The sequence below is a fragment of the Halomonas sp. NyZ770 genome (assembly GCF_020616575.1).
In the GTDB taxonomy this organism is placed as follows: Bacteria; Pseudomonadota; Gammaproteobacteria; order Pseudomonadales; family Halomonadaceae; genus Vreelandella; species Vreelandella hamiltonii.
In genome coordinates this window covers 1,598,086-1,609,717 of record NZ_CP085143.1, presented here as the reverse complement: position 1 = coordinate 1,609,717, position 11,632 = coordinate 1,598,086, and the positions used below count along the sequence as shown (strand labels likewise).

Below are 11,632 nucleotides of genomic sequence, written 5' to 3'. Positions count from 1 at the left end.
TAATGCTCGCCATGATCTGTGTGTCAGCGGTTGCGAATATAGCGATTCACCGCATTGTTGTGCTCGCGCAGGGTGCGCGAAAAGTGGTGCGTACCATCGCCACGGGAAACGAAATAGAGCGTTTCACCCGGCAACGGATTCACCGCCGCCTCCAGCGAGGCGCGCCCCGGCATGGCGATGGGCGTGGGCGGAAGGCCATCGATCACGTAAGTATTGTAGGGGGTTGCCTCGCGGATGTCGGCGCGAGTAATGCGCCCCTGATAACGCTCGCCCATGCCATAGATGATGGTCGGGTCGGTCTGCAGCCGCATGCCCTGCTCCATACGACGCTTGAATACTCCGGCGATTTCACGACGCTCTTCCGGCGCACCGGTTTCGCGTTCGATCAACGACGCCATGATCAACGCCTCGTAGGGGGTATCGATGGTCAGGTCGTCATCACGCTGCTCCCAGACCTCTTCCAGGATTCGCTCCATGCGGCTCAGCGACTGGCGCAGAATATCCACATCGCTCATGCCCAGGTGGTAGCGGTAGGTATCCGGAAAGAACCAACCCTCAGGAAACGTGCCTTCACGCCCCAATAAGGCCATGACCTCGTCATCGCTCATCTCGGCGGTACGATTTTCCAGCTTCGGGGCACTGTCCAGCAAAGCGCGCATCTGGCGGAAGGTCCACCCTTCCGGGATGGTCAACGGGTACGTCACCACGTTGTTGCTGCCCAGCAGTGCCACCAACTCCATACCGCTCATGCCCGGCACCAGCTGATATTCGCCTACCCGCAGACGCGGCACTTGCTCGGGCTCCAGCCGCGCCAGCAGTTGGAAGGGCCAGCGCGCCTGGATAATGCCTTCCGCTTCCAACTGACGAAGCACCTGATTGAAGCCTGCACCGGCAGGCACCTGGTAAAGCGCTGGCTCATCCAGCGCAATAGGCGCCGCCAGACGATGCTGCCAATAGGCGTAGCCACCGGCCACTGCGGCAACGCCTAGCGCAATGATCAGCCCCACGGCGATAAGAAACCGTTTCACGATGTCACCTCAGTGATTTCAAAGTCGTTGTTGGCTATTCAGGCTGGATAGCCCAATGGCGGATGGGCCACCCGCTGTAACGGGTCGGGGCCTTGCACCTCCGGCCAGGTACGCAAGATGCTGCCCTGCGGGTCATCCAACCGATGTACGGGCCACACGCCTTGCACAGAGTTGCCCACCCAAAGGCGCTCGACGCTGGAGAGCGCACTCACAGGCAGCTTGCTCTCCCTGACATGCCCCAGCTCCAGTAGCGCAGCCCGCAGCGTTCCTGCGACGCCACAGCCATCGACGAAGGGCGTGAACAACGCCTGACCCGATTGCCAGAAGAGGTTCATGCTGGTCGCTTCGATGACGTTATCGCTGTGATCGAGCAGCAGCCCTTCAGCAATGGCACTTGCCCGCCATTCTCGGCGGGCAAGCACGTTTTCGAGGCGGTTCAAGTGCTTGATGCCCGCCAACTGCGGCTGGTGACCCAGCCGCAGTTGGCATAAGCGCACGCGCACCCCCTGCTGCCAGCGCTCGGGGCTGGCAGCAAAGGGCGTTCTACGGCTCAGCAGCCTTGGCGCTACTTGATCGGGGAGCGCGTAACCACGCCCCCCGCTGCCCCGGGTCACGATGACCTTGAGCACCTCCAGAGGTGCCTCTGCGGGGGTTTTCCACGTATCGGCAAGTGCTGAATCAGCAGGCATCGGGATACCAAGCCGCTGGCACCCCAAGGCCAATCTTGCCTGATGGTATGACCACAGCACGGGCTGCCCTTCACGAAGCAGCACCGTTTCGAACAGGCCATCCCCATACGCCAGCCCTCGGTCATCGAACGGCACCCAAGGCATGGTCATGACGCGCTATACCCGCTTGAACAGCAGCGAACCGTTGGTGCCACCAAACCCGAAGGAGTTGGAGAGCGTGATATCGATGCGCATGTCGCGGGCAGTGTGGGGCACGTAGTCGAGGCGACAGCCCTCCTGGGGGTTATCCAGGTTGATGGTGGGCGGTGCCACCTGGTCACGAATTGCCAGGATACTGAACACCGCCTCGACCGCACCGGCCGCGCCCAGCAGGTGGCCAATCATGGACTTGGTCGAACTGACCGCCACGTCTTGAGCAGCGCTCCCCAGCACCTTCTCGACGGCACGACTTTCGGCCAGATCGCCTGCGGCGGTCGAGGTACCATGGGCATTGATATAATCCACGTCGGAGGGGTCGATACCCGCGTCCTTGATGGCGTTGCTCATGGAAAGCGCAGCGCCTCGGCCATCTTCCGGCGGGGCAGTCATATGATAAGCATCATCACTCATGCCAAAGCCCGCCAGCTCCGCATAGATATGCGCCCCGCGTGCCTTGGCGTGCTCATACTCTTCCAGCACCAGAATGCCTGCCCCATCGGACAGCACGAAACCGTCCCGATCCCGATCCCAGGGGCGGCTGGCCGCTTGCGGATCGTCATTACGAGTGGACAGGGCACGCGCCGCCGAAAAGCCCCCCAGGCCCAAAGGCGTGGTGGCCATTTCCGCGCCACCACACACCATCACGTCGGCATCGCCATAGGCGATGGTACGCGCACTGTAGCCGATATTGTGAGTACCCGACGTACAGGCCGTGGTAATCGCGATATTGGGGCCCTTGAAGCCATGCTGAATGGCCATGTTGCCGGAAATCATGTTGATGATGGATCCCGGAACGAAGAACGGCGACACGCGACGAGCGCCCCCCTTGAGCAGCGCACTGTGGTTCTGCTCGATCATCGGCAGGCCGCCAATGCCCGAACCTACCGCCACACCAATCCGCTCGGCATTCTCTTCGGTGCACTCGATGCCAGAATCCTTAATGGCCTGGGCTCCGGCTGCCATGCCGTACTGAATGAATAGATCCATCTTGCGGGCATCTTTCGGATTCAGATAAGGGCTGATATCAAAGTCCTTGACCGAACCACCAAACCGCGTGTTGAAACCGCTGGTATCGAAATGCTCGATGGCTGCGATTCCACTTTTACCGGCGACGATATTCGCCCACGATTCAGCCACGTTGTTGCCCACTGGGGTCACCAGGCCTAACCCAGTTACCACTACCCTTCTTCGCGCCATCAGCTTTCCTCCAGGCATCCTTGGTGACACGACCCGTCCGGGTCATCTTGCAGCACAAAATTGGTGACTAGTATAACGGAGATTGCACGTTATATTCATTGTGACCGCAAAGCAAAAAAGCCGCCCCATATCAGGACGGCTTTTTTAACATGGGTGGACAGCTTGCCACCCTGGTTCACAGCGTCGACCGAGCCCTTACTGGTGGGCGTTCACGTAGTCGATGGCTTCCTGAACCGTGGTGATCTTCTCGGCTTCTTCGTCAGGAATTTCGGTGTCGAATTCCTCTTCCAACGCCATCACCAGTTCAACGGTGTCCAGAGAGTCAGCACCCAGGTCTTCTGTGAAAGAAGAGCTATTCTGGATATCTTCTTCTTTTACGTTCAGGCGCTCTGCCACAACTTTTTTAACGCGCTCTTCAATAGTACTCATCAACGTACTCCAGTCGTTCACATTAGCCGTTATAGATAACCAGCTATTTGGAAACCGCAAGCCAAAAGCTGCGGGGTAGTTTATAGACGCCCTCAAGCTGACGCAACCGCCAGTCTCAAGGCCATCAACGCATATTCATACCGCCGTTGACATGCAGGGTTTCACCCGTGATGTAACCTGCAGCATCACTGGTCAAGAACCCTACTGCGGCGGCGATCTCTTCCGGCCCACCCAGGCGAGCGAGCGGAATCTGCTTGAGCAGCATCTCGTGCTGCGCCTCCGGCAGCGCTTCGGTCATGTCGGTCGCGATGAAACCCGGCGCCACGGCATTGACCGTGATCGCACGCGAGGCAACTTCACGGGCCAGTGCACGACTGAACCCTTCCATGCCCGCCTTGGCAGCCGCGTAGTTGGCTTGCCCCAGGTTGCCCATGGTCGCCACCACCGAGCTGATCGACACGATACGACCAAAGCGTGCCTTGGTCATGCCGCGCAAACAAGCCTTGCTGACACGATAGACCGACTTGAGGTTGGTATCCATGACGGAATCCCACTCCTCTTCTTTCATGCGCATGAGCAGGTTATCACGAGTGATACCGGCATTGTTGACCAGAATGGTCGGCGCACCGAAACGCTCGGTAATGCTCTTCAACACCTCATCGATGCTGGACTGATCGGTCACGTTCAGACACAGTCCAGCACCTTCGATACCATTGGCTTTGAGATCGGCATCGATTTTCTCGGCACCCGACTCACTAGTGGCGGTTCCCACCACGATGCGCCCCTGGCGACCCAGCTCGTGAGCAATGGCTCGCCCGATACCTCGGCTGGCGCCAGTGACCAGCGCCACTCGTTTTTCTTGCGTCATTACGTTTATCCTTTCACCAAACTAGCAAAGGTAGCAGAAAACAACCGCTGGTCACGCACCATCAGCCAACGCTTCGCGAGCCAACTCCAGCGCGGCATCCAGGCTATCCGGGTCATTGACCGCCAACCCCTTGGCACTGCGCACGATCCGCTTGTTCAAGCCGGTCAGCACCTTACCAGGACCACACTCGATAAACACGCTCGCCCCTTGCTCGGTCATCGCTTCGACGCAGGCGGACCAGCGCACCGGCTGATAAAGCTGTTCGATCAGCCGCGTGCGCAGCGTATCGATATCGGCATGCGCCTGGGCATCTACATTCTGAACCACCGTATAGCGAGGTGCACGCAGTTCAATCTTCTGCATGGCCTCGGCCAACTGCTCGGCCGCAGGCTTCATCAGCGCACAGTGCGAAGGCACAGAGACCGGCAGGGCCAGAGCACGCTTGGCACCCGCCTCCTGGCAGGCAACGATAGCACGCTCTACGGCTGCCTTGCTGCCCGCGATGACCACCTGGCCAGGCGAATTGTAGTTGACCGCAGCGACCACGTCGCCCTGGGCTGCTTGCGCACAGGCGTCTTCTACCGCCTGATCATCCAGCCCGAGGATGGCCGCCATCCCCCCCTGACCAGCGGGCACCGCCTGCTGCATGGCTTCACCGCGCAGGCGTACCAGTTGCACACCCTCGGCAAACCCCATGACACCGGCACACACCATGGCACTGTACTCGCCCAGGCTGTGGCCTGCCATCATGTTGGGGCGCGGTCCTTCCAACTCCTGCCATACACGCCAGATGGCCACGCTGGAGGTCAGCAGCGCCGGCTGGGTGCACGCGGTCGCGTTCAATGCATCTTCAGGTCCTTCCTGGACTACTTTCCACAAATCGTAGCCCAACGCATCTGACGCTTCCTCAAAGGTCGTTCCCACTACGCTGTAGCGCTCGGCCAGCTCTCGCAGCATTCCAAGCTGCTGAGAGCCCTGCCCGGGAAAAATGAGGGCAAGGGGTTGAGACATGTCGTTCACCTTTGCTCTTGTAGGCATTTGCTCAATTGAGCGATAGGCGTAGCTATTGTCCCCGTTTGACAACGGGTGTCGGCATCTCCTGCTGCCTCCAATAACCCGCAAAGTCGTATATCGTTTATTGTCATACAATCACGGCGGCATCAGCAAAAACGCTTTGCCAATTGGGCAGGCAGGGCCTGCTCCACCTCATGCAGTGCCCGCAAAATGGCATAATAAAAGCCGTCTGCCTGGGCTCCGCCATGACTTTTCACCACGATATGCTTCAACCCAAGCAGGCTGGCTCCGTTATAGCGCACCGGATCCAGCTCTTGCTTGAGGCGCTTGAGTACAGGCTTGGCCAGTAGACTTGCCAGCCGCCCAGTGAGGCGCGATTCAAACGCCATCTGAACACGCTCGACCAGCATACGAGTCAAACCTTCACTTGCCTTGAGCATCACATTGCCGACAAAGCCATCACACACAACCACGTCCAGCTGGCCCTGAAAGACATCACCCCCCTCAGCATAGCCACAATAGTCGAAACCAGGGTCTGCATGACGACGAATCAAGGCATCTGCCTCGCGCACCGTGGCACTGCCCTTGGTGGCTTCCGAGCCAACGTTCAATAACGCCACGCGCGGACGTTCGATACCGTCCATGCATTGCGCCATGGCCGCCCCCATGACGGCAAAATCTAGCAACCGTTCTGCGGGGGAATCGACGTTGGCACCCAGATCAAGCAGATAGCAACGCCCCCCTGATCGTGCAGGAATGGCGGTGCTGATCGCTGGCCTGGAAAACCCCGCCAGCATGCCCAGCTCACGCCTTGCAAGCGCCACCAGCGCTCCGGTATTGCCTGCGCTGACCCCCGCAACGGCGTGCCCAGCCGACACATGGCGCAGCATGGAGGCCATGCTGGTGTGCTGGCCGCGGCGCAACGCCCAGGCGGCGGTAGCGTCGGGCGCCACGCTATCAGGCGCGTCGATGACCGCCAAACGTGACACTGCCGCAGCCAAGGGCTGCGGCAAGCGCGAAAGCTCAGCGACAATGCGCTGATGCGGGCCAAACAGAGCAAGTTCGAGAACAGGATTTTCCACCACTGCCCTCGCAGAGCCTTCGACAATGGCACGGGGGCCTTGGTCACCCCCCATGACATCAATCGCCAGGCGCACTGCACTCACGCTGACTGGCCGCGCGAAAGGTCGAGAGAGGCTTAAACCTCAACCACCTTGCGACCACGGTAGAAACCGTCCGGAGAAACGTGGTGACGCAGGTGAGTCGTGCCGGTTTCCTTGTCCTGAGACAGGGTCGGGGCGCTCAGCGCATCGTGGCTACGACGCATACCGCGCTTGGAACGAGTTTTACGGTTCTGTTGAACTGCCATGGGTGTTTACTCCAAGGTATGTAGGGTAAGTGATGCTTACTTTTTGCCTTTCAAAGCGCCACTGCTTTTCAAAGCATTGAGCACCGCGAAAGGGTTTTTGGCAGGAGCGGACTCGTCCGCTGCGCCTTCGGTCTTGCTGACCAGCTGCTCCGCCGAGACATGGCATTCGGTCTCATCGTGATAGACCACCTGCGGCAAGCTGAGGATCAACTCATCCTCGATTACCGTCAGCAAGTCCAGCTGTTCGTTTTCCACCAGCACAGGCTCATGACTGGCAGGCAGCTCGGCAGCCAACGCTTCGTCTGAAATCATTCCCAGAAGGAATTCACTCGACACGTCTTGGCTCAGCGGCACCAGACAACGACGACAAGGCAGCGCCAAGGTCGCTTTCAGGGAACCACGAATTTCGCGACGACCTTGGGCATCGACACCAAACTCAAGAGTGACGTGGCAGTCACCCGTTTGGTCACCGGCTTCTTCAGCCAGACGAGGCAGCTTGTTCAACGCTACCAGGCCTTCGAGTCGTTCGCGGCGGGCTGCAAGCTTATAAGGCTCAACCCGGCTGGGGAGTTGTGAGGTCAACATAGGCGCGCAATGATAGGCACTCGCCCCGCCGGTGTCAAAGCCAGCGGCATATTTCTTGACAGTTTCTGTTCGCAGACAGCCTCTGCAGGCATGCGCCAAGGCTTTTCGCTACACTGTCCGCGATGCGTTTTTTCTTTTCGATCACCCAAATCTTGCCCTTCACAGGAGAGTATCGTGCCCCTCGCCCCCAATGCCACGCTGGTACTGGCCTCCAGCTCACGCTCGCGACAAGCCCTGCTCGACCGATTACAGCTACCCTATCAGTGCCAATCGCCGGATATCGATGAGACACCGCTGCCCCATGAAACACCAGAAGCCCTGGTGCATCGACTATCGCTGAGCAAGGCACACGCCGTCGCCGAATCGTTTCCGGCACACTGCATCATCGGGTCGGATCAAATTGCGCTGTTCGAAGGCGACGTGCTGGGCAAGCCTCATACCGCCGAGCGCGCCTGCGCCAACCTGAAACGCTTTTCAGGCCAGCGCGTCAGCTTCCTGACAGGCCTGGCACTACTGGATACCCGCCAGCAGCGCCACCTGGTGCATATCGAGACGTTCGATGTCGTGTTTCGCCACCTGCGCGATGCCGAAATCGAACGCTATGTGGCCCTGGAGCAACCGCTGGACAGTGCGGGCAGCTTTCGCATGGAAGGACTCGGCATCACGCTGTTCGAGCGCCTGGAAGGACGCGACCCCAATGCGCTCATCGGCCTGCCGTTGATCGCTCTTTGCGACATGCTGCGCCAGGCAGGCCTGGACCCGCTCGGTGCAGCATAGTCACGATCTGGAGGCTTACCACTAGGGGGCCTGGAAGCGCAGCGGCGAGCGGGCGCTTTCCACCCCCAGCACTTCCGCTGCCGCCTGGGTGAAACGACGCGTCAGGCGCTCGAAGGGGTCCAGCCGAGGCGTGTAATTCTCCCACTCGGCTTCTCCGATACGCGCTCGCGCCACTTGCTCGAGACTGGCCAGCTCATCCACCAGCCCCAGCGCCAGCGCCTGCTCACCGCTCCATACCAGCCCGGAAAAAATCTCAGGATCGCCACTCAATCGCTCGCCTCTCCCGGCCCGGACGTCTGCTATGAACTGCTCATGGGTCTGCGCCAGCACCGTTTGCCAGAACTGAACCACCTCCTCATCGAGCGGCTGGAACGGATCAAGAAACGCCTTGTTCTCACCAGCGGTCATGACACGCCGCTCCACGCCCAGCCGACCGATCGCCTCCTGGAAACCAAAGCCTGCGTAGATGACGCCTATGGAACCCACCAGGCTGGCGGGAGAGGCAATGATCTCATCCGCCGCCGACGCGATATAGTAGGCACCGCTGGCCCCCACGTCTTCGATGACCGCCAGGATGGGTTTGTCTCCCAGGTCACGCAGCCGCATGATTTCCGCATGGATGCGCTGGGATTGCACCGGGCTCCCGCCGGGGCTGTCGATATGCAGCACGACTGCCGCCGCGCTCTCGCTCTCCCAGGCACGATTCAAGCCGCGAATGATGCGTTCGGCATTGGCGGGCGCATCACTGGCAATGACGCCCTGCACCTCGACCAAAGCCAGATGCTGCTGCTCCGGCACGCTTGAGGCCGGCTCTGCGACGAACACGCGGTAAAGCGTCGTGGTGATCGACACCAGCACCAGCGTCAATACGACGAAACGGAAAAACAGCTTCCACCGCCGCGCCCGGCGCTGCTCGGTCAAGACGCCACCAATCCAGCGGTCCATCATTTCCAGCTGGGCCAGACGCTGACGTTCGCGCAGCGTTTCGGCATCGTCGCTCGGCTCACCTGCGGCCGATGCTTTCGATTCGGTCGCAGCGACTTGCGGGCCCTGTGTCCATGGATCCTTCGCGCTTCCCGACGACGCTTCGTGGGAGGGAGCGCTTCGCTCTCTATCGCGTGACTGGTCGTCGCTCATGCTATCTCCCTCATATCGATTCCCCTCATACGACGTCTCTCATACTGTCTGTCTTCCTGACCCAAGCTTGAAAGTGGCCATGTACAAGTGGCTATACAGAGTAGCCATGCAGAACTCAGCCCCTTTGTCACCCAGCGTCAGCCATGCAACCATTCGAACAGCGCGGGAATGTCATCCGCCATCCACACAGGCTGGCACGCCGCCAGCCGCTCGGCAGAGTGCACCCCATAGGTCACACCGACACGATCCATGCCGATGGCACGTGCCATCTCCAGGTCGTATTCGGTATCACCCACCATCACCGCACGCTCTACCGGCGTATTCAGCTCGGCGAGCAGCTCCAGCAGCATCTGCGGATGGGGTTTGGAGCGGGTTTCGTCTGCGGTACGACTGGCATCGAACCACTGGCCGCTATCGGTTTCTCGAAAGACACGATCCAGGCCGCGACGACTCTTGCCCGTGGCCACGGCCAGCCGCTGCCGGGGACGCTGGCGCAGCTTGGCCAACTGCTCCTCGACACCGTTGAAAAAAGGCATGGGCGTCGTGTCGCCACTCACAAAGTGATGCGAGTAGCGCTGGCGCAAGCGCTCTGCCTGCTCCGGAGAGATGCCTGGGCACAGCGTTGCAATGGCTTCAGGCAGGCCAAGACCAATGATGTTTTCGATGGCGCTGTCTTCCAGGGGCGGCCAGCGTACATCCGCCGCAGCGGCATGCATGCACGACACGATCTTGGGCACCGAATTCATCAGCGTCCCATCCCAGTCGAAGATGATCAGTTCGTAACGCATCAGGCTCCCCCTACTTGCTCGGCTGACGCGCACGCGCCAGCGTCTCTTCCAGCGCTTCAGGCAGCGGCGCCTTGACCGTCACCGGACGACCGTTACCAGGCTCGGGAAAGGTCAATGAGCGCGCATGCAGGAACAAGCGCCCCAAACCCAGCTGCCTGGAGAGCAGTTCGCTTTCACGCGTCGCGTATTTGTCATCGCCCAGCAAAGCGTGCCCCGCGTGAGCAGCGTGCACACGAATCTGATGGGTACGCCCGGTCACCGGCTCGGCCTCGATGAGCGTCACTTTCTCGAAGGTTTCCACAACGGAAAAGTGAGTACGCGACACCTTGCCGTTGGGATCCACCCGTACACGGCGCTCGCCATTTCCAGCATCGAAACGATCCAGCCGAGCACTTTCATAGGTCTTTCTGGCAGGCCAGCGCCCTGCCACCAACGCCAGGTAGCGCTTGTCCATACCGTGTTTCTTGAGCGCCTCGTTGAGGGTCACCAGCGCCTCACGCGACTTGGCCAACAGCAGGCATCCAGAGGTGTCACGATCCAGACGATGGACCAGCTCGAGAAAGCTCAAGTCGTCACGCACCTGACGCAATGCCTCGATCAGACCGATCTTGACGCCACTCCCACCATGCACCGCCAAGCCAGAAGGCTTGTTCAACACCATCCAGTCCGGCCCTTCCATGATGACACTCCCCACCAACACGTCGCGCAGGTTATCGCTGACCTCCTTGACCGCCTCCTTGGGCGCCAGGCGCAACGGCGGCACGCGAACGAGGTCTCCCCCCTGCAGGCGATAGTCCACTTTCACGCGTTTCTTGTTCACTCGAACTTCACCCTTGCGCACGATACGGTAGATCAGCGCCCGTGGAGCGCCCTTCAATCGAGTCATGAGAAAATTGTCGATTCGTTGACCCGCCTGCTCCTGGGCGATTTCCACCCACTGTACTTCACGCCCTTCGGACATTACCGTGCACTCCTAGTGTCATCCACGCCACATGATGGCCAGTGACCTTGATTGAAAAGCGGCATTCTAGCGTAGACCTTACCCCATTGCGTCAATTGCTGGCGCTTCTCTTTACTGTTATATTCCAAGACGCTCATCGGCCAACGTGACTTGCTGATCTGAAACGCAATAAGCCGCCTTGCATGGCAAATTGTCGTCTAGCGAATTGTCCGTCACGTCAGCCTAGGCACCTGCCCGACCAACATGCAGGTCAGAGCAACGAAGCCTTCGGCAGTGTACGCATTGCCTGCTTCCTACGTAATGAAATGCAGCAACTCTGTCGCTTGACCGCGGCAGAGCGAAAAGAATATCGCCAGCCACGACTGGCAAAAAAACGTTACGCCCCTGCCAAGCAGTTACCTTATTCGTCACAAGGCGCTGTCATGCCGGGGCGCAAAGATCAACGCTGTGCCGACAGCCGGCGTTGACGAATCGATGAATGCCAGGTGTAGGCGGTGTCAGCAGAGCCGGATGGACGTGACAGCCACCGAAACACGTTCTGCCTCCGCCACGTACTCAACGCCCTATTTGGCCGGGTCGGCTACGATGCCTT

Annotated in this window: 13 protein-coding genes; 1 reads left to right on the top strand and 12 read right to left on the bottom strand. The window is 59.8% G+C overall.

The annotated features are described in order from the left end of the window. Window positions 1-23 precede the first annotated feature (23 nt). The 9 genes from mltG to LG409_RS07310 form a co-directional block, all read right to left on the bottom strand. Complete coding sequence (gene mltG, locus LG409_RS07350; protein ID WP_039177276.1) at window positions 24-1,031, bottom strand: endolytic transglycosylase MltG; 1,008 nt, start codon at window positions 1,029-1,031, stop codon at window positions 24-26. A gap of 35 nt (window positions 1,032-1,066) precedes the next feature. Then, entirely contained in the window at window positions 1,067-1,867 is an 801-nt protein-coding gene (pabC, locus tag LG409_RS07345) for an aminodeoxychorismate lyase (protein ID WP_227407936.1), read from the bottom strand. 6 nt (window positions 1,868-1,873) lie between these two features. After that, the gene (gene fabF / locus LG409_RS07340; protein ID WP_039177283.1) at window positions 1,874-3,112 is read right to left on the bottom strand and encodes a beta-ketoacyl-ACP synthase II; all 1,239 of its coding nucleotides are present in this window, start codon (window positions 3,110-3,112) and stop codon (window positions 1,874-1,876) included. 195 nt (window positions 3,113-3,307) lie between these two features. Beyond that, a complete protein-coding gene (gene acpP / locus LG409_RS07335; protein ID WP_008956801.1) occupies window positions 3,308-3,541 on the bottom strand; it encodes an acyl carrier protein in 234 nt (77 codons plus the stop codon). A 124-nt stretch (window positions 3,542-3,665) separates the two neighbouring features. Beyond that, window positions 3,666-4,409, bottom strand: a complete 744-nt coding sequence (gene fabG / locus LG409_RS07330; protein WP_039177293.1) for a 3-oxoacyl-ACP reductase FabG — start codon at window positions 4,407-4,409, stop codon at window positions 3,666-3,668. A 51-nt stretch (window positions 4,410-4,460) separates the two neighbouring features. After that, on the bottom strand, window positions 4,461-5,420 hold the full coding sequence (fabD, locus tag LG409_RS07325; RefSeq protein WP_039177295.1) for an ACP S-malonyltransferase: 960 nt from the start codon (window positions 5,418-5,420) through the stop codon (window positions 4,461-4,463). Window positions 5,421-5,569: 149 nt separating this feature from the next. Further along, complete coding sequence (plsX, locus tag LG409_RS07320) at window positions 5,570-6,580, bottom strand: phosphate acyltransferase PlsX (protein WP_193461222.1); 1,011 nt, start codon at window positions 6,578-6,580, stop codon at window positions 5,570-5,572. A 41-nt stretch (window positions 6,581-6,621) separates the two neighbouring features. Then, complete coding sequence (gene rpmF, locus LG409_RS07315) at window positions 6,622-6,792, bottom strand: 50S ribosomal protein L32 (protein WP_009099300.1); 171 nt, start codon at window positions 6,790-6,792, stop codon at window positions 6,622-6,624. A 36-nt stretch (window positions 6,793-6,828) separates the two neighbouring features. Continuing rightward, complete coding sequence (locus tag LG409_RS07310; RefSeq protein ID WP_039177300.1) at window positions 6,829-7,377, bottom strand: YceD family protein; 549 nt, start codon at window positions 7,375-7,377, stop codon at window positions 6,829-6,831. 174 nt (window positions 7,378-7,551) lie between these two features. Between LG409_RS07310 and LG409_RS07305 the strand changes: the two genes are divergently transcribed. Further along, on the top strand, window positions 7,552-8,154 hold the full coding sequence (locus LG409_RS07305) for a Maf family protein (protein ID WP_039177302.1): 603 nt from the start codon (window positions 7,552-7,554) through the stop codon (window positions 8,152-8,154). A gap of 21 nt (window positions 8,155-8,175) precedes the next feature. Here the strand turns inward: LG409_RS07305 and sppA are convergent, their stop codons facing one another. The 3 genes from sppA to LG409_RS07290 form a co-directional block, all read right to left on the bottom strand. After that, window positions 8,176-9,291: a signal peptide peptidase SppA gene (sppA, locus tag LG409_RS07300; protein WP_096923154.1), complete on the bottom strand. Its 1,116-nt coding sequence runs from the start codon at window positions 9,289-9,291 to the stop codon at window positions 8,176-8,178. A gap of 137 nt (window positions 9,292-9,428) precedes the next feature. Then, window positions 9,429-10,079 carry an HAD family hydrolase gene (locus LG409_RS07295; RefSeq protein ID WP_039177308.1) on the bottom strand — a complete coding sequence of 217 codons (651 nt, stop codon included), beginning with the start codon at window positions 10,077-10,079 and terminating at the stop codon, window positions 9,429-9,431. 10 nt (window positions 10,080-10,089) lie between these two features. Continuing rightward, window positions 10,090-11,040 (bottom strand): RluA family pseudouridine synthase, encoded by a 951-nt coding sequence (locus tag LG409_RS07290; RefSeq protein WP_227407935.1) that lies wholly within the window; start codon window positions 11,038-11,040, stop codon window positions 10,090-10,092. Between the last annotated feature and the right edge of the window lie 592 nt (window positions 11,041-11,632).

Bases quoted from the DNA above. Each gene is read 5' to 3' on its own strand.
- pabC (WP_227407936.1), bottom strand. From the start codon at position 1,867: ATGACCATGCCTTGGGTGCCGTTCGATGACCGAGGGCTGGCGTATGGG.
- fabF (WP_039177283.1), bottom strand. From the start codon at position 3,112: ATGGCGCGAAGAAGGGTAGTGGTAACTGGGTTAGGCCTGGTGACCCCA.
- acpP (WP_008956801.1), bottom strand. From the start codon at position 3,541: ATGAGTACTATTGAAGAGCGCGTTAAAAAAGTTGTGGCAGAGCGCCTG.
- fabG (WP_039177293.1), bottom strand. From the start codon at position 4,409: ATGACGCAAGAAAAACGAGTGGCGCTGGTCACTGGCGCCAGCCGAGGT.
- fabD (WP_039177295.1), bottom strand. From the start codon at position 5,420: ATGTCTCAACCCCTTGCCCTCATTTTTCCCGGGCAGGGCTCTCAGCAG.
- rpmF (WP_009099300.1), bottom strand. From the start codon at position 6,792: ATGGCAGTTCAACAGAACCGTAAAACTCGTTCCAAGCGCGGTATGCGT.
- LG409_RS07310 (WP_039177300.1), bottom strand. From the start codon at position 7,377: ATGTTGACCTCACAACTCCCCAGCCGGGTTGAGCCTTATAAGCTTGCA.
- sppA (WP_096923154.1), bottom strand. From the start codon at position 9,291: ATGAGCGACGACCAGTCACGCGATAGAGAGCGAAGCGCTCCCTCCCAC.
- LG409_RS07295 (WP_039177308.1), bottom strand. From the start codon at position 10,079: ATGCGTTACGAACTGATCATCTTCGACTGGGATGGGACGCTGATGAAT.
- LG409_RS07290 (WP_227407935.1), bottom strand. From the start codon at position 11,040: ATGTCCGAAGGGCGTGAAGTACAGTGGGTGGAAATCGCCCAGGAGCAG.